Here is a 20,837-nt window from a genome sequence, read left to right on the forward strand (position 1 = left end):
CGCCGAGATTTTTCTCACATAAACATAATTATCTTAATTGTCCCATAACGGAACGCCATGACCAACTACAGCCTGCGCGCGCGCATGATGATTTTGATCCTCGCCCCCACCGTTCTCATCGGTTTGCTGCTGAGCATCTTCTTTGTGGTGCACCGCTATAACGATTTGCAGCGGCAGCTTGAGGATGCAGGCGCCAGCATCATCGAACCGCTCGCCGTCTCCAGCGAGTACGGGATGAACCTGCAAAACCGCGAATCCATTGGGCAGTTGATCAGCGTGCTCCACCGGCGCCACTCGGATATCGTCCGCGCCATTTCCGTCTACGACGAACATAACCGCCTGTTTGTCACCTCGAATTTTCATCTCGATCCGGCGGCTTTGAAGATCCCGGACGGTACGCCCTTCCCACGCCATCTCACCGTCTTGCGGCGCGGCGATATCATGATCCTGCGTACGCCGATCGTGTCGGAAAGCTATTCACCCGATGAGTCTGCGCAATCCGACGCTAAATCCAGCGATAACATGCTGGGATATGTGGCGCTGGAGCTGGATCTCAAGTCGGTACGGCTTCAGCAATACAAAGAAATCTTCATCTCTGGCGTGATGATGCTGTTCTGCATTGGTATCGCGCTGATCTTCGGCTGGCGTCTGATGCGCGACGTCACGGGCCCTATCCGCAACATGGTTAATACCGTTGACCGCATCCGCCGTGGGCAGCTCGACAGCCGGGTGGAAGGGTTTATGCTGGGCGAGCTGGATATGCTGAAGAACGGCATCAACTCGATGGCGATGTCGCTGGCGGCCTACCATGAAGAGATGCAGCATAACGTTGACCAGGCCACCTCCGACCTGCGCGAAACGCTGGAGCAGATGGAGATCCAGAACGTTGAGCTGGATTTGGCGAAGAAACGTGCCCAGGAGGCGGCGCGTATCAAGTCGGAATTCCTTGCAAACATGTCGCACGAGCTGCGTACGCCGCTCAATGGCGTGATCGGCTTCACCCGCCTGACGCTCAAAAGCGAGCTTAACCCCACCCAGCGCGATCACCTGCACACCATTGAACGCTCGGCCAATAACCTGCTGGCGATCATTAACGACGTGCTGGACTTCTCCAAACTGGAGGCCGGCAAGCTGATCCTGGAGAGCATTCCCTTCCCGCTGCGCAGTACGCTGGATGAGGTGGTGACGCTGCTCGCGCACTCGTCGCACGACAAAGGTCTTGAGCTGACGCTCAACATTAAAAATGACGTGCCGGATAACGTCATTGGCGATCCGCTGCGCCTGCAGCAGGTCATTACCAACCTTGTCGGGAATGCGATTAAATTCACCGAAAGTGGCAACATCGACATTCTGGTAGAAAAACGCGCGATCAGTAATAACAAGGTACAGATTGAAGTTCAGATCCGCGATACCGGCATCGGTATTCCTGAGCGCGATCAGTCGCGTCTGTTCCAGGCGTTCCGCCAGGCTGACGCCAGTATTTCCCGCCGTCATGGCGGTACCGGCCTGGGGCTGGTGATCACGCAAAGGCTGGTAAACGAGATGGGCGGCGATATCTCTTTCCACAGCCAGCCAAACCGTGGCTCAACCTTCTGGTTCCATATTAACCTCGACCTCAATCCGAACGTGCTGACCGACGGCCCGGTGACCGACTGTCTGAAAGGTAAGCGTCTTGCCTACGTCGAACCTAACGCGGCGGCGGCACAGTGCGCGCTGGATATCCTCAGCACCACGCCGCTGGAGGTGGTCTACAGCCCCACCTTCTCTGCACTTGCCGTTGAGCACTACGACATTCTGCTGATGGGGATCCCGGTCACCTTCACCGGAGAACTGACTATGCAGCAGGAGCGGCTGGCGAAAGCCGCGTCAATGACAGACTATCTGCTGCTGGCGCTGCCCTGCCATGCCCAGCTCAATGCGGAGGAGTTGAAGAATGACGGAGCGGCCGCGTGTCTGCTGAAACCGCTCACGGCAACCCGCCTGCTGCCCGCGCTCACCGAGTTTTGCCTGCTGAGCCAGCATGCCCTGCCGCTGGTTAACGATGAGCAAAAACTGCCGATGAGCGTGATGGCGGTGGATGATAATCCGGCAAACCTGAAGCTCATTGGCGCGTTGCTTGAAGACCAGGTTCAGCATGTTGAGCTCTGTACCAGCGGCGCGCAGGCGGTGGAGCAGGCTAAACAGATGCAGTTCGATTTAATCCTGATGGATATTCAGATGCCAGGTATGGACGGCATTCGTGCCTGCGAGCTGATCCACCAGCTTCCGCATCAACAGCAGACCCCGGTGATTGCGGTCACCGCGCATGCAATGGCCGGTCAGAAAGAGAAGTTGCTGAGCGCCGGGATGAATGATTATCTGGCGAAGCCAATCGACGAAGAAAAGCTTCATAACCTGCTGTTACGCTATAAGCCGGGACATATTGGCGGGACGTACACGGTGTCCAGCGAGCCGGTTGAGCTCAGCGTCAATCAGAACGCAACCTTTGACTGGCAGCTTGCCCTGCGCCAGGCGGCCGGTAAAGCCGATTTAGCCCGTGACATGCTGCAGATGCTGGTCGCGTTTCTGCCGGAAATTCGTAATAAGGTGGAAGAGCAGCTGGTGGGCGAGAACCCGGAAGAACTGGTGGACGCTATCCACAAACTGCACGGCAGCTGCGGCTACAGCGGCGTACCGCGGCTGAAAAATCTCTGCCAGCTGCTGGAACAGCAGCTGCGTGCGGGTACGCCGGAATCGGAGCTTGAGCCGGAGTTCCTGGAGCTGCTGGATGAGATGGATAACGTGACGCGGGAAGCGATGAAGGTGTTGGGGAGCTGAGGTAAAAGCCCCTCGCCCCTTTGGGGAGAGGGTTAGGGAGAGGGAGAACTACATTCCCTGCCCTATTTTCAGCACCGCCGCGATATTCCTTGCGGCCATCTGTACATTCGCGCTGGCATTTTCCAGTGCGTCCTCCAGCGAGCAGATGGTGTAGATCACGCTAAACACCGCGTCTAAGCCGTGATCGTGTACCACGCCAACATCCGCCGTCAGGCTGCCCGCAATGCCGATAACGGGTTTGTTAAAGCGTTTCGCCACTTTCGCCACGCCCACAGGAACTTTGCCGTGGATCGTCTGACTGTCGATACGACCTTCCCCCGTGATCACCAGATCCGCATCGGCCACCTGATCGGCCAGGCGAAGCGCATCGGTCACGATCTCAATGCCCTGGCGCAGCTGCGCGCCGCAGAAGGCGTACAGCGCCGCTCCCATGCCTCCCGCCGCGCCGCCGCCAGCAAGGTTCAGCACATCGATATCCAGATCCCGGGCAATGATCCGCGCATACTGCGCAAGCGCGTTGTCCAGGGTGACGATCATCTCGGGTGTGGCCCCCTTTTGCGGGCCAAAAACGGCTGATGCGCCTTCCTTGCCGGTGAGCGGATTCGTCACATCACAGGCGACTTCAATCCGGCACTCCGCCAGCCGCGTGTCCAGCTCGCTCAGGTCGATACGCGCAAGTTTTCCCAGCTCGCCCCCGCCCTGCTTCAGAGGCTGTTCACTGGCATCCAGCAGCTTCGCCCCCAGCGCCTGCACCATACCGGCGCCGCCGTCATTGGTGGCGCTGCCGCCGATACCGATGATGATATGCTTAACGCCCGCATCCAGCGCGTGGCGGATAAGTTCACCGGTGCCCCACGAGGTAGTTTTCAGGGGGTCACGCTGCGAAGGTGCAACCAGCTCCAGACCGCTTGCCGCCGCCATTTCGATAAAGGCGCTTTGCTCGTCACCGGATATCCCATAAAACCCGTCCACGCGCTCGCCGAGGGGACCGGTCACCGGGACATGTACAATTCGCCCGCGGGTTGCCGCGATCATTGCCTCAACCGTGCCTTCACCACCATCTGCAACCGGCAGTTTGACGTACTCCGCCTCGGGAAAAATCTCGCGGAAACCACGCTCTATCGCTGTCGCAACCTCAAGCGCACTCAAACTTTCCTTATACGAGTCCGGTGCGATAACAATTTTCATAAGCCATCCTTACGCATAGTCGTTACGTTAAGCATACACCACGTAGAGAACCGCTCATGGGAGCGGTCCCAATGCGTTTATCGTACCATGCACGGACGTTTATTGTCGAATGTCCAGTCCGGGATCAGATACTGCATTGCCATCGCGTCGTCGCGCGCGCCCAGACCGTGTTTCTGATACAGCTCATGTGCTTTCATTACCTGGTCCATATCCAGCTCAACGCCCAGCCCCGGCGTGGACGGCACCTGCACCATGCCACCTTTGATCTCAAACGGCTGTTTAGTCAGGCGCTGGTTACCCTCCTGCCAGATCCAGTGCGTATCGATTGCAGTAATCGTGCCTGGCGCAGCAGCGGCAACGTGCGTGAACATCGCCAGCGACACGTCGAAGTGGTTGTTAGAGTGTGAGCCCCAGGTCAGGCCAAACTCGTGGCACATTTGCGCCACACGAACCGATCCCTGCATCGTCCAGAAGTGCGGATCCGCCAGCGGAATGTCGACGGACTGGAGGGATAAGGTATGTCCCATCTGACGCCAGTCAGTGGCGATCATATTCGTCGCGGTCGGCAGCCCTGTGGCGCGACGGAATTCCGCCATCACTTCACGACCGGAAAAACCTTGCTCAGCCCCGCACGGATCTTCGGCGTAGGCCAGTACACCCTTGAGCTGCTTACCAATTTTGATCGCCTCATCAAGCGACCACGCGCCGTTTGGATCCAGCGTGACGCGCGCCTGTGGGAAACGTTTTGCCAGCGCGGTAATGGCTTCCGCCTCTTCTTCTCCCGCCAGCACGCCGCCTTTCAGTTTGAAATCATTAAAGCCATATTTTTCGTACGCGGCTTCCGCCAGGCGCACCACCGCATCCGGATTCATGGCTTCATCGTGACGAATACGATACCAGTCGCATGATTCATCCGGCTGGCTCTGGTACGGCAGCGGCGTCAGCTTGCGGTTGCCGACAAAGAACAGGTAGCCCAGCATTTCCACTTCCGTGCGCTGCTGTCCCTCGCCCAGCAGCGACGCAACGTTCACACCCAGGTGCTGGCCCAGCAGATCGAGCATCGCGGCTTCAATGCCGGTAACCACGTGAATAGTGGTGCGCAAGTCGAAAGTTTGCAGACCCCGGCCGGCCGCATCGCGATCGGCAAAAGTATTGCGCACGGCGTTGAGGATATTTTTGTATTCACCCAGCGTTTTGCCCACTACCAACGGAACAGCATCTTCCAGCGTTTTGCGGATCTTCTCCCCGCCCGGAATTTCACCCACGCCGGTATGGCCGGAATTGTCTTTGATAATGACGATATTGCGGGTAAAGAACGGCGCATGCGCGCCGCTCAGGTTCATCAGCATGCTGTCATGACCCGCGACCGGAATGATTTGCATGGAGGTGACGACAGGGGTCGTAAAAGTACTCATCGTGTAATCCTTTTATCAGTGACGTCCAAAAACAGGGCGCTTACGGTCAAATGTCCAGCCGGGGATAAGGTACTGCATCGGGCCCGCGTCGTTACGCGCGCCGCCAGGTAGCTTTTTATACGCCTCATGCGCTTTATGGATCTGATCCCAGTCAAGCTCCACGCCCAGCCCCGGCGCATCCGGTACGGCAATGTTGCCGTTTTTGATCTCCAGCGGATTTTTCGTCAGGCGGGCTTCGCCTTCCTGCCAAATCCAGTGGGTGTCGATGGCGGTCGGGTTACCCGGCGCCGCCGCGCCAACGTGGGTAAACATCGCCAGCGAGATATCGAAATGGTTATTGGAGTGGCAGCCCCAGGTCAGGCCCCAGTCATCGCACAGCTGCGCCACGCGCACCGCGCCGGAGAGCGTCCAGAAATGCGGGTCTGCCAGCGGAATGTCGACGGCGTTCAGCATCACCGCGTGGCCCATTTCGCGCCAGTTGGTGGCGATCATATTGGTCGCAACCGGCAGCCCGGTAGCGCGGCGGAATTCGGCCATCACCTCGCGGCCAGAAAAGCCCTGCTCGGCGCCGCACGGGTCCTCCGCGTAGGTCAGCACGTCTCCCAGCCCTTTACACAGGGCGATCGCTTCATCCAGCAGCCATGCGCCGTTCGGGTCAACGGTGATGCGCGCCTCCGGGAAGCGTTTTTTCAGCATCCGTGCCGTTTCAATCTCCTGCTCGCCGGGCAGCACGCCACCTTTTAGTTTGAAATCCTTAAAGCCGTAGCGATCCTGTGCGGCTTCCGCCAGGCGCACAACCGCTTCGCTGGACAGCGCCTCCTGGTGGCGCAGCTGATACCAGTCGTGATCGCCCGTGGTTCGAGCCAGATACGGGAGGTCGGTTTTATTGCGATCGCCAACGTAGAACAGATAGCCCAGCACGGTGACCGCATCACGCTGTTTACCCGGCCCCAGCAGCTCGCAGACAGGCACATTCAGGGCTTTACCGAGCAGGTCCAGCAGAGCCGCCTCCAGCGCAGCAACGGCGTTGACGCGCAGTTCAAACGTCCAGGCACCTTTTCCAAACGTATCAAAATCAGCAGACTGGTTACCCTTATGAACCCGCTGAACCACCTTGTTCAGACGCGCCACTTCCTGGCCCACGACCTGCGGAATAGCGTCTACCAGCGTCTGGTAGATCACTTCCCCGCCGGGCGCTTCCCCCACCCCGGTATGCCCGGCGCTGTCGGTCAGCACCACAATATTGCGGGTAAACCATGCGTTATGCGCGCCGCCAATGTTGAGCAGCATGCTGTCCTGCCCGGCCACAGGGATAACTTTCATTTCCGTGACGATGGGGCTTGATTGCGTTGTCATTATCCGCGCTCCACAACAGGTTTAAGTTCGACGCGTTTGATATCGCCCACCAGCACCAGGTAGCTCAGCACCGCCACCAGAGCATGCACACCTACGTAGATCAGTGCGCCATTGAAAGAGCCGGTGGTGCCGACGATGTAGCCGATAGCGATAGGCGTAACAATTCCGGAAACGTTGCCGAACATATTGAACAGACCGCCGCTCAGGCCGCTGATCTCTTTTGGCGCCGTGTCCGCCATCACCGCCCAGCCCAGTGCGCCAATCCCTTTGCCGAAGAAGGCCATCGCCATAAAGCCGATAATCATCCACTCGGCGCTGACGTAGTTACAGAACACCATGGTCATGGAGAGCAGCATGCCGAGCACAATCGGCGTTTTACGCGCGATATTCAGCGAGCCCGTGCGACGCATCAGCCAGTCGGAAATCACCCCGCCGAGCACGCCGCCGATGAAGCCGCAGATTGCCGGGACCGAGGCGACAAACCCTGCTTTCAGGATCGACATGCCGCGCGCCTGCACCAGGTACACCGGGAACCAGGTGATAAAGAAATAGGTTAAGGCGTTGATACAGTACTGGCCGAGATAGATCCCGATCATCATCCGCGAGCCAACGAGCTGTTTGATCTGCGCCCATTTCTGGCTAAACGGAACTTTTACTTTCTCGGATTTCTGATCCATGTTGATCAGCGCCCCGCCCTCGGCAATGTACTCCAGCTCCTTTTTGTTCACGCCCGGGTGTTGGTTTGGTTCATGGATCACTTTCAGCCAGATAAAGCTGATGACAATCCCAAGCCCGCCCATGAAGAAGAAGACGTGCGACCAGCCCACCTCATGCGTCAACCAGCCCATGATTGGCGCGAAGATGACCGTTGCAAAGTATTGTGCAGAGTTAAAAATCGCCACCGCGGTTCCCCTCTCCTGCGCCGGGAACCAGGCCGCGACAATGCGGCTGTTGCCCGGGAAGGAAGGTGCTTCCGCCAGGCCCACCAGGAAGCGCAGCGTAAAGAGCGCCACGATGATGCCAAAGCCGTTGAAGATATCGACGAAGCCCTGCAAAAGGGTAAAAGCAGACCAGATAAAAATGGACCAGAAATAGACGCGTTTAGAGCCAAAGCGGTCCAGCAGCCAACCGCCTGGAATTTGCCCGATGACGTAGGCCCATGAGAATGCAGAGAAAACGTAACCCATGCCCACCGGATCAAGGCCGATATCTTTTGCCATTTCTGAACCGGCAATCGACAGCGTGGCGCGGTCACCATAGTTAAAGGATGTGACGATAAACAGCATCACCACTATCCAGTAGCGGGCATTGGTGCGCTTTTCAGCGCTGCTCGCTGCGTGGCTTAATGTACTCATTGTTGCACTCCTGAAACATAGCTTTCGCCTGGTTCATTCTGTACAGCACCGGTAGGGTAATCAGAATGAGATTAGTTTTGTCGTTTTGGTACGGCCTGAAGCCGTTTTATAGTGACCGGAAAAGTATATGAAGGAGTGACGCGTTCTCTCACCGTGCAAATACACAGTATTAAAGGGCATGTGAGAGGTTGTTTATGGCATAAGCCCAGGTGAGTGGAAGGTGGTTCACGGAATTGGCGTTTGGTGCAGAGTGTACTGCCGGGTGGCAGCTACGCCTTACCCGGCCTAAGAAACTATTTAAGGAGCGTTGCCCACTGTTCAACCCACGGGTTCGACTCGCTTTCGGGTTCAGGATGCTCACCGGCATCAATCAGCAGCATCTCGCCGACGCGCTGGGCGCTCTGTTCCTGAAGAAGCGCATCGAACTGTTTGCCGCCGCCGCAGAAGTTGGCGTAAGAGCTGTCGCCCAGGGCAATGATGCCGTAGCGAACGTCCGGCTGGTAGCCAAGCTGGTCTTTAATGCCCTGGAAAAGCGGGACGATGCTGTCCGGGAGATCGCCCTGCCCGGTGGTGGAGGTCACCACCAGAATGTATTTATCCTTATACTTTTCCCAGTCAGCCAGCTCCGGGTCTTCATAGACCGTAGCTTTATGGCCCTGACCTGCCAGTATCGCCTTAGCCTCTTCCGCTACCAGCAGCGAGTTGCCGTACATCGTGCCGACAAAAATGCCTACTTCAGCCATGCTTTGCTCCCGTAATTATTGCGCTTACCGTTCATCCTGAACGTTGCCTGTTACAAACTCAACCCTTTCATTTTCGGGGAGTTGTCCCAGCCAGCCAAACTGTGACAGCGCCTGCATCCAGACGTCATCCAGCCCCGCACGGATAGTCAGAGGTTCACCGGTAAACGGGTGCGTCAGGCTAAGCTCGCTGGCGTGCAGCATCAGCCGGTTACAGCCGAAGTGTTCTGCCGCGCTGCGGTTCTGGCGCAGATCGCCGTGCTTGCTGTCGCCAATAATCGGATGGCGCAGGTGCGCAAGGTGGCGGCGAAGCTGGTGTTTACGCCCGGTTTTGGGCAAAAGCTCAACCAGGCTGTAGCGCGTGGTGGGGAATTTGCTGGTTGCTACCGGCATTTCCGTGGTCGCCATGCCGCGATAATCCGTCACCGCGGGCTGCGGGCCTTTGTCATCGCGGGCAAATTTATCGGCAATTTTGTCCAGCTCTTCCACCAGCGGATAGTCCAGCGTGGCGGATTCGGTCAGCCAGCCACGAACGATCGCGTGGTAGCGCTTCTGGATCTGGTGCTGTTCGAATTGCTGCGCCAGCAGGCGGCCAGCTTCGCTGGAAAGCCCCATCAGCAGCACGCCGGAAGTGGGCCTGTCGAGACGATGGGCGGTAAAAACATGCTGACCAATCTGGTCGCGCACGGTTTGCATCACTACCACTTTCTCGTCGCGATCCAGCCAGCTGCGGTGCACCAGCCAGCCAGACGGTTTATTCACCGCCACCAGCCACTCGTCCTGATAGAGGATCTCAAGCGTCATGCATCTTCACCGGCAAACAGCGCGTCCAGTTTTTCCAGCTCAACCAACATCACATCGCGCGCAGGGTGAGTCGCCTCAAGCGCCATTTCATAATAGGGAGAGACAGCAAACGCCTGCGGCAGCGGGTGGCCCCCTTCCAGCAGGGCGTGCATGCGCGGAATTAATACCCACTGGAGCCACTCGAACGGTGCCAGCGTGTCCAGGCAGAATGGCTGGGTACTGGCGAACGCTTCCGGCTGCGGCGCGGTCTCCTGCCACAGCTGATGCTGGCGCAAAAGGGCTTCGATGGCGTGCAACTGAGCACGAACGCTATCGTGTTGCGTCATAGTAACCTCAACTGAAAAAGTGAACGGCGCGCAGCATAGCATTGCGGAAGGCAGAAATAAAAAAAGGGAGCACTGTAAAAACAGTGCTCCCGGTTCGTTTCGCAGCATTCCAGCTACAATTCGTGCTCCCTGCTCATCCGTGACAACTTTTCCTGATGCCCGAAGGCCTGGTCATCCGTCTACCTTTTGCATCCTGCACACATCTTCCTGACGTGTTTGTTTCATCCTGAAACGTCCTGGCCTTCCTGACCCACCGACCATCCTGTTCGGTTCTCGTTCTCCTTCCTGGAGGTGTCCCTTACGCATCCTGCGTTATCCTTTTGCTTCATCCTGAAGCCTTCCTGCAGCGCCATCCTGACGTGTCCTGAGTAAGAAACGCCATCATCCTGATGTTCGTTTCTCGTGTCGGCGTCCTGTCGACGGAGATAGAATCCGCTATTCCGCTTCGTCTTACAACCCACCCTGCGAGCACTGTAAGCCGTAAGAAATCCCTAAAAAAGATGACATAAACAACTAATTCATTGAAAAACAGAGTGATATTAATCTGAATTAAATAAGGTAATACTGAATGTTCCAGCGATCTCTCACAAACTGTGTAAGAGATCTCTCACACGCGCCGTAGCATCCTGGATTACAGAAGTGGCTCAAGTCGGGTAAGGAAATCCGCAAGGGAGGGGGCGAGAGTGTCGCGATTGCGGGTGCCGAGAGTCTCTTTAATCACTTCCCCGGACAGGTTGCAGACTGATATCACATCCAGTTCGCTGTCCAGCGTGGCGATAAAGAGCGTCGGAGAAAGCTTAAGGCGCTTTTGCGTGACCAGATGACCAATGAGGTTTTCCTGAACACGCTGCAGATCGTCTTCGCTCCAGGTCTGCAACAGCGTCAGCGTCATATCAGCAAAGCGCGCAGGCATATCCCCTGCCAGCTGCGTGGTATAAAACGCATGAACCGCTGGTTGTACCACAATGTCCATCGCCCGTTCAACCGCATTTACATTCTGCTCGCCGGCGAAAGGTTTTGGCTGCCAGATGACATAATCGTCAACTGAAGAAATAATGCATGGCGATGGGACGCCGTATAATTCAGCGCTTTGCGGCCATGTGCCGTGCTTTTCATGCCATGCGTCGCAATAACGGGTGGTGAAGGAAGTAATGGCATTTGCGGTTTCGATGTCCACCGATTTCTCTCTTCTTGTAAGACAGGATAAACTCAGCCCATAAGTGTACCTGTAAAGTGGCTATGAAACATGTCTTACGAAAATCATCAGGCGTTAACCGGCTTAACGCTGGGTAAATCGACCGATTACCGCGACACCTACGATGCAAGCCTGCTGCAGGGTGTGCCGCGCAGCCTGAATCGCGATCCGCTGGGACTGCACGCGGACGCGCTGCCGTTCGTGGGCGGCGATATCTGGACGCTGTATGAACTCTCGTGGCTCAACGCGCGCGGCCTGCCGCAGGTAGCGGTCGGCCACGTTGAGCTGGATTACGCCAGCCAGAATCTGGTGGAATCCAAAAGCTTCAAGCTTTATCTCAACAGCTTTAACCAGACCAAATTCAACAGCTGGGACGATGTTCAGCAGACGCTGGAGCGCGATTTAGCCGCCTGTGCACAAGGCAAGGTGAGCGTTTCGCTGTATCGCCTGCACGAACTGGAGGGGCAGCCGATTGCCCACTTCCACGGAACCTGCATCGACGATCAGGACATCGAGGTGGAGAATTATGAATTCAGCGCGGATTACCTTGAAAACGCGGCGAGCGGAAAGGTCGTCGAAGAGACGCTGGTCAGCCATCTCCTGAAATCCAACTGCCTGATCACCCACCAGCCGGACTGGGGTTCGGTGCAAATCCAGTATCGCGGCCCGAAAATCGATCGGGAAAAGCTGCTGCGCTATCTGGTGTCGTTCCGCCATCACAACGAATTCCACGAGCAGTGCGTGGAGCGCATTTTTAACGATATTCAGCGTTTCTGCCAGCCAGAAACGCTGAGCGTTTACGCGCGCTACACCCGCCGCGGCGGGCTGGACATTAACCCGTGGCGCACCAACACCGATTTTATGCCCGCAACGGGACGGCTGGTGCGTCAATAATATAAATATTTTCACAATATGCGCGGTATCTTCCGCGCTTTAGGTTGTGAAACGTCATACGGCAGGGCTATTGTAATCAAAGGGAATGACGATAATCGTCCCATAAGGAGCTCACTTGATTACACATATTAGCCCGCTTGGCTCAATGGATATGTTGTCGCAGCTGGAAGTGGACATGCTTAAACGCACGGCCAGCAGCGATCTTTATCAACTGTTTCGTAACTGTTCACTTGCCGTCCTGAACTCCGGAAGCCTGACCGATAACAGTAAAGAACTGCTGTCCCGCTTCGAAAGCTTCGATATCAACGTGCTGCGCCGCGAGCGTGGCGTGAAACTGGAAGTGATCAACCCGCCGGAAGAGGCCTTTGTCGACGGGCGTATTATTCGCTCCCTGCAAGCCAACCTGTTTGCCGTCCTGCGCGACATTCTGTTTGTTAACGGGCAGATCCACAACGCGGGCCGCTTCCAGCATCTCGATCTTGAAAGCTCCGTTCATATCACCAACCTGGTGTTCTCCATTTTGCGTAACGCCCGCGCTCTGCATGTTGGCGAGGCACCGAACATGGTGGTCTGCTGGGGCGGCCACTCCATTAACGAAACCGAATACCTCTATGCCCGCCGGGTGGGGAACCAGCTCGGCCTGCGTGAGCTGAACATCTGTACCGGGTGCGGTCCGGGTGCGATGGAAGCGCCAATGAAAGGTGCGGCAGTCGGTCACGCGCAGCAGCGTTACAAAGAGGGACGGTTTATCGGCATGACCGAGCCGTCCATCATCGCCGCTGAACCACCCAACCCGCTGGTTAACGAGCTGATTATCATGCCGGATATCGAAAAGCGCCTCGAAGCGTTTGTCCGTATCGCTCATGGCATCATCATCTTCCCTGGCGGCGTGGGGACGGCGGAAGAGCTGCTCTATCTGCTGGGTATTCTGATGAACCCGGCCAACAAAGATCAGGTTCTGCCGCTGATCCTCACCGGGCCGAAAGAGAGCGCCGACTACTTCCGCGTGCTGGACGAGTTTATCGTGCATACGCTGGGGGAAAACGCGCGTCGCCATTACCGCATCATCATTGATGACGCGGCGGAAGTGGCACGTCAGATGAAAAAAGCGATGCCGCTGGTGAAAGAGAACCGTCGTGATACCGGCGATGCTTACAGCTTCAACTGGTCAATCCGTATTGCGCCTGACCTGCAGATCCCGTTCGAGCCTACCCATGAAAATATGGCGAACCTCAAGCTTTACCCGGACCAGCCGGTGGAAGTGCTGGCCGCCGACCTGCGCCGCGCCTTCTCCGGGATTGTGGCGGGGAACGTGAAGGAGATGGGCATCCGCGCAATCGAACAGTATGGTCCGTACAAGATCCACGGCGACCCGGAGATGATGCGCCGCATGGACGACATGCTGCAGGGCTTTGTCGCACAACACCGTATGAAGCTTCCAGGTTCAGCCTACATTCCGTGCTACGAAATCTGCACGTAACGCTCCGCTTCCTCTCTTCTAAGCCGGGTAACGCTGTTGTGCGTCCCGGCTTTTTTATTAACGAATCAATTCATAGATATTGCTTATGTCTTTTACAATTTCGCCCCGAACGCAAACGATTACTTCTATTTTACAACCGTAAATTATCAGCCTTAATCTAAATTACCCGCCAGAAAATCCTAAAAAGCCATTTCTTTACAGCGAAAGACACCTATCTCACAGGCCACTCTTTTAGCTCACATGTCGTTGGTGGTAGCCTTCGCGCCCGTAAATTCTCTTTGATGTTTTTTTAACAGATAAATGGTCTAAAGATGCCCACTTCATAAGTGGATTATTGCATTTGGGATCACGATCACTGATAGATTCATAACTAGAATGTATCTTTCCGCCCGCCAATAGTTACGGGCGAAAATTATTAAAAAACCGTCACTGAACGAATTTCATATTACCGTCAGGCGTTTTTTCATCGGATTTGACTAGAAACCTGACAATTTGCTTCCTCCAGGAGATACAGATGGAAACCACTCAAACCAGCACCGTTGCTTCGATTGAATCCCGAAGTGGTTGGCGCAAAACGGATACCATGTGGATGCTTGGCCTTTACGGCACGGCAATCGGCGCTGGTGTACTGTTCCTTCCTATCAACGCAGGCGTCGGCGGTCTGATTCCGCTGATCATCATGGCCATCATCGCTTTCCCGATGACCTTCTTTGCACACCGCGGTCTGACCCGCTTCGTGCTTTCCGGTAAAAATCCGGGCGAAGACATCACCGAAGTGGTTGAAGAACATTTCGGTGTTGGCGCAGGTAAACTGATTACCCTGCTCTACTTCTTTGCGATTTACCCAATCCTGCTGGTTTACAGCGTGGCGATCACCAACACCGTTGAAAGCTTCATGACGCACCAGCTGCACATGACGCCGCCACCGCGTGCCATTCTGTCTCTGATCCTGATCGTGGGCATGATGACCATCGTGCGCTTCGGCGAGCAGATGATTGTTAAAGCCATGAGCGTGCTGGTCTTCCCGTTTGTGGCCGCGCTGATGCTGCTGGCCTGCTACCTGATCCCACAGTGGAACGGCGCAGCGCTGGAAACCCTGTCCCTGAGCAGCGCGTCCGCGACCGGTAACGGCCTGCTGATGACCCTGTGGCTGGCAATTCCGGTAATGGTGTTCTCCTTCAACCACTCCCCAATCATCTCCTCTTTCGCCGTGGCGAAACGCGAAGAGTACGGTAATGGTGCAGAGAAGAAGTGCTCCAGCATCCTGGCCCGCGCCCACGTGATGATGGTGCTGACCGTTATGTTCTTCGTCTTCAGCTGCGTACTGAGCCTCTCCCCAGCGGACCTGGCGGCAGCGAAAGAGCAGAACATCTCGATTCTGTCTTACCTGGCGAACCACTTTAACGCCCCGCTGATTGCGTGGATGGCACCGATCATCGCGATGATCGCTATCACCAAATCCTTCCTCGGCCACTACCTGGGCGCGCGTGAAGGCTTCAACGGTATGGTGATTAAATCTCTGCGTGGTAAAGGCAAGAGCATTGAAATCAACAAGCTGAACAAAATCACTGCGCTGTTCATGCTGCTCACCACCTGGGCGGTAGCGACCCTGAACCCAAGCATCCTGGGTATGATTGAAACCCTGGGTGGCCCGGTCATCGCGATGATTCTGTTCCTGATGCCGATGTATGCGATTCAGAAAGTGCCTGCAATGCGCAAATACAGCGGTCATGTCAGCAACGTGTTCGTAGTTATCATGGGTCTTATCGCAATCTCTGCGATCTTCTACTCCCTGTACACCATGTTCTGACGATCGCCCGCGCCGTCTTTGGACGGCGCACTCCTTCCTCTCTGACTGAAAGCAATGGACGCATCATGATTAGCGTATTCGATATTTTCAAAATCGGTATTGGTCCTTCCAGCTCTCACACCGTCGGACCAATGAAAGCCGGTAAGCAGTTCACGGATGACTTGATTGCACGCGGCATCCTGCACGACATCACCCGCGTGGTTGTCGATGTATACGGTTCCCTTTCCCTGACAGGTAAAGGCCACCATACCGATATCGCCATTATCATGGGCCTGGCGGGTAATCTGCCGGATACCGTTGATATTGACGCGATCCCTGGCTTTATCCAGGACGTGAACACCCACGGTCGTTTGCTGCTGGCAAACGGTGAGCATGAGGTTGAATTCCCGGTTGACCACTGCATGAATTTCCATGCGGACAACCTGTCGCTGCACGAAAACGGCATGCGCATTACCGCGCTGGCCGGCGACAAAGCGGTTTACAGCCAGACGTATTATTCTATCGGCGGCGGTTTTATCGTCGACGAAGACCACTTTGGTCAAACCAGCACCTCTTCTGTCGACGTGCCCTATCCGTACAAAACTGCGGCGGATCTTCAGCGTCACTGTCAGGAGACGGGGCTTTCCCTCTCCGGCCTGATGATGAAAAACGAGCTGGCTCTTCACAGCAAAGAGGAGCTGGAGCAGCACTTTGCCAGCGTCTGGGAAGTGATGCGTGGCGGAATTGAACGCGGGATCACTACCGAAGGCGTTCTGCCGGGCAAGCTTCGCGTACCGCGTCGTGCGGCAGCGCTGCGCCGTATGCTGGTAAGCACCGACAAAACGACAACGGACCCGATGGCCGTCGTGGACTGGATCAACATGTTCGCCCTGGCGGTGAACGAAGAGAACGCCGCAGGCGGCCGCGTAGTCACTGCGCCAACCAACGGTGCCTGCGGTATCGTTCCGGCCGTGCTGGCGTACTACGACAAGTTTATTCGTGAAGTGAACGCTAACTCTCTGGCGCGCTACCTGCTGGTCGCCAGTGCGATTGGTTCTCTGTATAAAATGAACGCCTCCATTTCCGGTGCGGAAGTTGGCTGTCAGGGTGAAGTCGGCGTGGCGTGCTCCATGGCGGCGGCGGGCCTGGCGGAGCTGTTGGGCGCAAGCCCGGCGCAGGTATGCATCGCGGCAGAAATCGGCATGGAACATAACCTGGGGCTGACCTGCGATCCGGTTGCCGGACAGGTTCAGGTACCGTGCATCGAGCGTAACGCCATTGCCTCTGTGAAGGCGGTGAACGCGGCGCGTATGGCGCTGCGTCGCACCAGCGAACCGCGCGTCTGCCTCGACAAGGTTATCGAAACCATGTACGAAACCGGTAAAGATATGAACGCCAAATACCGCGAAACCTCTCGCGGCGGCCTGGCGATGAAGATCGTGACCTGCGATTAAGCCTCTCAGGAAGCCTCGTTTTGCGAGGCTTCTTCCTGTTTTCCCTCTCGCTATTCGTTTCATCCTGCCGACAGTGATACCCTTTACCCATTAGATTTTAGGGAGAATATCTGTGGCTGTTCATTTGCTTATCGTCGACGCGCTTAATTTGATTCGCCGGATCCATGCGGTACAAGGCACGCCCTGTAGAGATACCTGCCTGCACGCGCTGGAGCAGCTTATCCGCCACAGCGAGCCGACGCATGCCGTGGCGGTGTTTGATGACGAAGCGCGCAACAGCGGCTGGCGACATCAGCACCTTCCCGACTACAAGGCCGGACGCGCGCCGATGCCGGACGATCTGCATGACGAAATGCCCGCTCTCCGAGCCGCCTTTGAGCAGCGCGGCGTTCCCTGTTGGGGCGCACACGGCAATGAAGCTGACGATTTGGCCGCAACGCTTGCGGTAAAAGTGGCCGGTGCCGGACACCAGGCGACAATCGTTTCAACCGATAAAGGCTACTGCCAGCTTCTCTCCCCCACGATCCGCATCCGCGATTACTTCCAGAAGCGCTGGCTCGATGCCCCTTTCATTGCAAGCGAGTTTGGCGTCTCACCAGAGCAACTGCCTGACTACTGGGGGCTGGCGGGAATAAGCAGCTCTAAGGTTCCGGGAGTTCCAGGCATCGGGCCTAAGAGCGCCGCGCAGCTCCTGACGGACTTTCAGAATCTGGAAGGCATTTACGCTCGTCTGGATGACGTGCCGGAAAAGTGGCGCAAGAAGCTGGAGGCGCATAAAGAGATGGCGTTTATCTGCCGGGATGTGGCGACGCTGCAGACGGATTTACAGCTGGACGGGAATTTGCAGCAGTTGAGATTAGAGCGTTAATATCCCCTCACCCTAACCCTCTCCCCATGGGGGAGAGGGAACTGCTCGGTGCGGTCTTTTCCCCCTCGCCCCTTTGGGGAGAGGGCCGGGGTGAGGGGCAATCAGCGCACTATCGCTCGTCGCGACGTCCGCCAACCGCCGCCCACCAGCGACGAATGTGTACCGTCACCTCTTCGCGGTCGTGATACAACTGACGCGCCTGGATCTCCACGTTGATACCGTGTTCATCCATCTGCTCCTGAATGTAGGCCAGGTTCTGAGAAACCTCCTCGTAGCGCTTTTTCATCGGCAGCTTGAGGTTGAAAATGGTCTCACGACACCAGCCGTTCACCAGCCAGGAGGCCATCAGCGCAGCCACTTTCGCCGGTTTCTCGACCATGTCGCACACCATCCAGGAGATGTTGTTACGGTTCGGACGATAGCGGAAGCCATCTTCACGCAGCCAGGTGACCTGGCCGGTATCCATCAGGCTTTGCGCCATCGGGCCGTTATCGACGGACGACACCCACATGTTGCGTTTCACCAGCTGATAGGTCCAGCCGCCAGGGCACGCGCCAAGGTCGACGGCATACATGCCGTTAGCCAGTCGCTCGTCCCACTCGTCCGCCGGGATAAAGACGTGAAACGCCTCCTCCAGCTTCAGGGTTGAACGGCTCGGCGCATCCGCCGGGAAGCGCAAACGCGGGATGCCCATAAAGAACGGGGAGTTGTTGGTGGTGTACGAATAGCCTGCGTAGCAGCAGCCCGGCGCGATAAAGAAGATATGCACCACCGGACGCTTCGGCGTTTCGTAGTTCGTCAGTACACCCGCATCACGCAGCGCTGCGCGCAGCGGCACGGTAAATTTGCGGCAGAACTTCATCAGCTCTTTGCTTTCGTTGGTATCGGCAACCTCAACGCGCAAATCGCCGCCCTTCTCCACCACACCCTGCAGCATGCCGACAATCGGCGTGATGCGGTCTTCCGGCGGGAGATCTTTCAGCAGCTCACCCGCGACAATCATCTGACGCGCAAAGATAAGCGAGCTGAACGGCAACTCGCGCGCCAGCTTGTCTGCGTCTTCTGGCTGATAGCACTCGAATACCACATAGCCCGCGTTCTCTTTTACGCGGGCAAAGCCGAAGACTTCGCGCTTCGCCGCTTTATCGGTAATTTCCGCGGCGCACTCTTTCTCAAACCCCGGGCGACAATATAAAACAACCTTATTCATGAACAACGCCCTTGCGTTTCAGACGGATGGCTCCGATAAACATTAATACCCAACCCGCCAGGAAGCTGACGCCGCCGACAGGTGTAACAAACGCCCACAGGCGCAGATGCGAGAGCGCAAGGCAGTACAGGCTACCGCTGAACAGCACGGTACCCAGCGCCATAAACACGCTGCTCCAGTAAAACCAGATGCTAATCCGACGCTGCATCGCCACCGCCAGACCAAAAATAGCCAGCGTGTGGAACGCCTGGTATTCAAGACCGGTCTGGAGCCAGCCCATCTCAACGGCGCCCAACGTCCTGCTCAAAACGTGTGCGCCAAAGGCGCCCAGTGCAACAAAAATAAAGCCACTCACCGCGGCAAAAATCAGCATGAATCGGCTGGTCATGTTTAAGTCCTGAATTGATGCGTGCCCGGCACACAAACGTTATTGTTCATACCTGAAGCGGAATTTTTCTTGCTCGGTTGCCGCTTTCGCCAGTATCCACTGCCGGAAGGCGGCTATTTTACCCAGTTCTGCCTGACTGTCATGACAAACCAGATAAAAGGCATTCTTGCTGACCAGTACATCATTAAAAGGGCAAACCAGACGGCCTGCCTCAATTTCGGACTGCGCCATCACGTTGTTTGCCAACGCCACGCCCTGTCCGTGTATGGCAGCCTGTAGCACCATCGCACTGTGGCTAAAAATGGGCCCCTGCTGCACGTTTATATGACTAAGACCTAATTGACGGGTATAAGTTTGCCAGTCACGGCGAGAGGCATCATGTAAAAGCGTATGCTGCGCCAGGTCAGCGGGGGTCTTCAGCGCTTTATCGCCCGTTAAAAGCAGAGGCGAACACACTGGCAGCAGATATTCTGCGTATAATTTCTCGACACGCAACCCCGGCCAGTTGCCGCGGCCATAAAAAATGGCGACATCCACATCATCGGCCAGCTTGTCCTCCTGACGATCCACCGCCTGGATTCGAACATCGATCCCCGGATAAGCTGAGTTAAAGCTTGAGAGTCTTGGCACCAGCCACTGAATGGCAAAACTGGGCAATAAACTGACAGTCAGGGCACCTTTTGCACTGCGAGCCTGCAGCTTACGCGTGGCTTCTGTGAGCTGGGAAAAAATCTCTTTAATATCCTGAAAATAGCTCTGCCCCTCTTCGGTCAACAGCAAGGAACGATTGCGTCGGCGGAACAGCTTAAGGCCCAGGAAATCCTCCAGAGACTTGATTTGGTGACTTACTGCGGCCTGTGTCACAAAAAGCTCATCTGCCGCACGGGTGAAGCTCAGGTGACGTGCTGCTGCATCAAAAACGCGTAATGCGTTAAGGGGTGGCAATCGCTTTGACATGGTTATCTGGCTTAGATGTTAACGGGATTTAACAAACAGGAAACAATGTTTAACCTATTAGTTTTTTTTATCTGAGCCATTATAATTTGTCCGTTGAGGAACTACCAGCAAATACCTATAGTGGCGGCACTTCCTGAGCCGGAACGAAGAGCTTTTTTCGGAATGCGTGTTCTGAAGGGCTTTTGGCTTACGGTTGTGATGTTGTGTTGTTGTGTTTGCAATTGGTCTGCGATTCAGACCACGGTAGCAACGCTACCAATTTTTCACTTCCTGTACATTTACCCTGTCTGTCCATAGTGATTAATGTAGCACCGCCAATTTGCGGTGCTTTTTTTTCGCCTGCGATCGGTTAATGCTCGATCTCTTTCATCTCTTTCACGTCCGTGCGGTTGATCTGCTGCTTGTTCCCGTTAGCATCTTTGTACGAAATCATCCCGGTATCGTTATCGGTTGTCGGTTTCCCTTCCGAAACGATAGAACGACCATCGTTGGTGTGCATCACGTAGTTGTTACCAGAACAGGCGCTCAGGGCAAAAGTAAACGCACAGGCAGAAATGATTGCAGCTGTCTTATTCATGATTATTCTCCTTTAGCAATTAAT

The 20,837-nt window shown here is 55.9% G+C and carries 18 protein-coding genes; 6 read left to right on the forward strand and 12 right to left on the reverse strand.

What is annotated here, in order from left to right; all coding sequences use genetic code 11:
* Positions 1-57 precede the first annotated feature (57 nt).
* Positions 58-2,817: a two-component sensor histidine kinase BarA gene (gene barA, locus ACWKXT_RS15400; protein ID WP_454527399.1), complete on the forward strand. Its 2,760-nt coding sequence runs from the start codon at positions 58-60 to the stop codon at positions 2,815-2,817.
* Positions 2,818-2,865: 48 nt separating this feature from the next.
* Here the strand turns inward: barA and ACWKXT_RS15405 are convergent, their stop codons facing one another.
* The 8 genes from ACWKXT_RS15405 to syd all read right to left on the reverse strand — a co-directional run bounded on the left by ACWKXT_RS15405 (position 2,866) and on the right by syd (position 11,178).
* Positions 2,866-4,005, reverse strand: a complete 1,140-nt coding sequence (locus ACWKXT_RS15405; RefSeq protein ID WP_454532796.1) for a glycerate kinase — start codon at positions 4,003-4,005, stop codon at positions 2,866-2,868.
* Between the two features lie 77 nt (positions 4,006-4,082).
* On the reverse strand, positions 4,083-5,420 hold the full coding sequence (gene gudD, locus ACWKXT_RS15410) for a glucarate dehydratase (protein ID WP_454527401.1): 1,338 nt from the start codon (positions 5,418-5,420) through the stop codon (positions 4,083-4,085).
* A gap of 15 nt (positions 5,421-5,435) precedes the next feature.
* Positions 5,436-6,776 (reverse strand): enolase C-terminal domain-like protein, encoded by a 1,341-nt coding sequence (locus ACWKXT_RS15415; RefSeq protein WP_454527402.1) that lies wholly within the window; start codon positions 6,774-6,776, stop codon positions 5,436-5,438.
* Positions 6,776-8,131 (reverse strand): galactarate/glucarate/glycerate transporter GudP, encoded by a 1,356-nt coding sequence (gene gudP, locus ACWKXT_RS15420; protein WP_454527403.1) that lies wholly within the window; start codon positions 8,129-8,131, stop codon positions 6,776-6,778. The genes ACWKXT_RS15415 and gudP overlap by 1 nt, the downstream gene beginning before the upstream one ends.
* A 293-nt stretch (positions 8,132-8,424) precedes the next feature.
* Positions 8,425-8,874, reverse strand: a complete 450-nt coding sequence (locus ACWKXT_RS15425) for a flavodoxin (RefSeq protein ID WP_454527404.1) — start codon at positions 8,872-8,874, stop codon at positions 8,425-8,427.
* A gap of 24 nt (positions 8,875-8,898) precedes the next feature.
* Positions 8,899-9,675, reverse strand: coding sequence for a tRNA pseudouridine(65) synthase TruC (truC, locus tag ACWKXT_RS15430; RefSeq protein WP_454527405.1), 777 nt, complete (start codon positions 9,673-9,675; stop codon positions 8,899-8,901).
* Positions 9,672-10,001: a YqcC family protein gene (locus ACWKXT_RS15435; RefSeq protein ID WP_023309024.1), complete on the reverse strand. Its 330-nt coding sequence runs from the start codon at positions 9,999-10,001 to the stop codon at positions 9,672-9,674. The genes truC and ACWKXT_RS15435 overlap by 4 nt, the downstream gene beginning before the upstream one ends.
* Positions 10,002-10,632: 631 nt before the next feature.
* Positions 10,633-11,178: a SecY-interacting protein gene (gene syd, locus ACWKXT_RS15440; protein ID WP_454532797.1), complete on the reverse strand. Its 546-nt coding sequence runs from the start codon at positions 11,176-11,178 to the stop codon at positions 10,633-10,635.
* Between the two features lie 69 nt (positions 11,179-11,247).
* On the opposite strand from syd, the gene queF reads away from it, so the two are divergent.
* The 5 genes from queF to xni all read left to right on the forward strand — a co-directional run bounded on the left by queF (position 11,248) and on the right by xni (position 17,681).
* Positions 11,248-12,090 carry an NADPH-dependent 7-cyano-7-deazaguanine reductase QueF gene (gene queF, locus ACWKXT_RS15445; RefSeq protein WP_454527407.1) on the forward strand — a complete coding sequence of 281 codons (843 nt, stop codon included), beginning with the start codon at positions 11,248-11,250 and terminating at the stop codon, positions 12,088-12,090.
* A gap of 115 nt (positions 12,091-12,205) precedes the next feature.
* Positions 12,206-13,570 (forward strand): nucleotide 5'-monophosphate nucleosidase PpnN, encoded by a 1,365-nt coding sequence (gene ppnN, locus ACWKXT_RS15450; RefSeq protein ID WP_454527408.1) that lies wholly within the window; start codon positions 12,206-12,208, stop codon positions 13,568-13,570.
* Between the two features lie 514 nt (positions 13,571-14,084).
* Positions 14,085-15,380 carry an HAAAP family serine/threonine permease gene (locus tag ACWKXT_RS15455; protein WP_080330115.1) on the forward strand — a complete coding sequence of 432 codons (1,296 nt, stop codon included), beginning with the start codon at positions 14,085-14,087 and terminating at the stop codon, positions 15,378-15,380.
* A 65-nt stretch (positions 15,381-15,445) separates the two neighbouring features.
* Entirely contained in the window at positions 15,446-16,813 is a 1,368-nt protein-coding gene (locus ACWKXT_RS15460; RefSeq protein WP_454527409.1) for an L-serine ammonia-lyase, read from the forward strand.
* 112 nt (positions 16,814-16,925) lie between these two features.
* Entirely contained in the window at positions 16,926-17,681 is a 756-nt protein-coding gene (xni, locus tag ACWKXT_RS15465; RefSeq protein ID WP_454532798.1) for a flap endonuclease Xni, read from the forward strand.
* Positions 17,682-17,790: 109 nt separating this feature from the next.
* On the opposite strand, the gene rlmM is transcribed toward xni, so the two are convergent.
* The 4 genes from rlmM to ACWKXT_RS15485 form a co-directional block, all read right to left on the reverse strand.
* A complete protein-coding gene (gene rlmM, locus ACWKXT_RS15470) occupies positions 17,791-18,891 on the reverse strand; it encodes a 23S rRNA (cytidine(2498)-2'-O)-methyltransferase RlmM (protein ID WP_454532799.1) in 1,101 nt (366 codons plus the stop codon).
* On the reverse strand, positions 18,884-19,279 hold the full coding sequence (locus ACWKXT_RS15475; RefSeq protein WP_454527411.1) for a DUF423 domain-containing protein: 396 nt from the start codon (positions 19,277-19,279) through the stop codon (positions 18,884-18,886). The genes rlmM and ACWKXT_RS15475 overlap by 8 nt, the downstream gene beginning before the upstream one ends.
* Positions 19,280-19,318: 39 nt before the next feature.
* The gene (gcvA, locus tag ACWKXT_RS15480; protein ID WP_454527412.1) at positions 19,319-20,236 is read right to left on the reverse strand and encodes a glycine cleavage system transcriptional regulator GcvA; all 918 of its coding nucleotides are present in this window, start codon (positions 20,234-20,236) and stop codon (positions 19,319-19,321) included.
* Between the two features lie 349 nt (positions 20,237-20,585).
* Positions 20,586-20,813: a YgdI/YgdR family lipoprotein gene (locus ACWKXT_RS15485; protein ID WP_008499648.1), complete on the reverse strand. Its 228-nt coding sequence runs from the start codon at positions 20,811-20,813 to the stop codon at positions 20,586-20,588.
* Positions 20,814-20,837: the final 24 nt, after the last annotated feature.

Source organism: Enterobacter sp. UPMP701 (assembly GCF_053709515.1).

Coding starts and splice junctions, on each gene's coding strand:
- barA (WP_454527399.1), top strand. CDS start 58: ATGACCAACTACAGCCTGCGCGCGCGCATGATGATTTTGATCCTCGCC.
- ACWKXT_RS15405 (WP_454532796.1), bottom strand. CDS start 4,005: ATGAAAATTGTTATCGCACCGGACTCGTATAAGGAAAGTTTGAGTGCG.
- gudD (WP_454527401.1), bottom strand. CDS start 5,420: ATGAGTACTTTTACGACCCCTGTCGTCACCTCCATGCAAATCATTCCG.
- ACWKXT_RS15415 (WP_454527402.1), bottom strand. CDS start 6,776: ATGACAACGCAATCAAGCCCCATCGTCACGGAAATGAAAGTTATCCCT.
- gudP (WP_454527403.1), bottom strand. CDS start 8,131: ATGAGTACATTAAGCCACGCAGCGAGCAGCGCTGAAAAGCGCACCAAT.
- ACWKXT_RS15425 (WP_454527404.1), bottom strand. CDS start 8,874: ATGGCTGAAGTAGGCATTTTTGTCGGCACGATGTACGGCAACTCGCTG.
- truC (WP_454527405.1), bottom strand. CDS start 9,675: ATGACGCTTGAGATCCTCTATCAGGACGAGTGGCTGGTGGCGGTGAAT.
- ACWKXT_RS15435 (WP_023309024.1), bottom strand. CDS start 10,001: ATGACGCAACACGATAGCGTTCGTGCTCAGTTGCACGCCATCGAAGCC.
- queF (WP_454527407.1), top strand. CDS start 11,248: ATGTCTTACGAAAATCATCAGGCGTTAACCGGCTTAACGCTGGGTAAA.
- ACWKXT_RS15455 (WP_080330115.1), top strand. CDS start 14,085: ATGGAAACCACTCAAACCAGCACCGTTGCTTCGATTGAATCCCGAAGT.
- ACWKXT_RS15460 (WP_454527409.1), top strand. CDS start 15,446: ATGATTAGCGTATTCGATATTTTCAAAATCGGTATTGGTCCTTCCAGC.
- rlmM (WP_454532799.1), bottom strand. CDS start 18,891: ATGAATAAGGTTGTTTTATATTGTCGCCCGGGGTTTGAGAAAGAGTGC.
- ACWKXT_RS15475 (WP_454527411.1), bottom strand. CDS start 19,279: ATGACCAGCCGATTCATGCTGATTTTTGCCGCGGTGAGTGGCTTTATT.
- gcvA (WP_454527412.1), bottom strand. CDS start 20,236: ATGTCAAAGCGATTGCCACCCCTTAACGCATTACGCGTTTTTGATGCA.
- ACWKXT_RS15485 (WP_008499648.1), bottom strand. CDS start 20,813: ATGAATAAGACAGCTGCAATCATTTCTGCCTGTGCGTTTACTTTTGCC.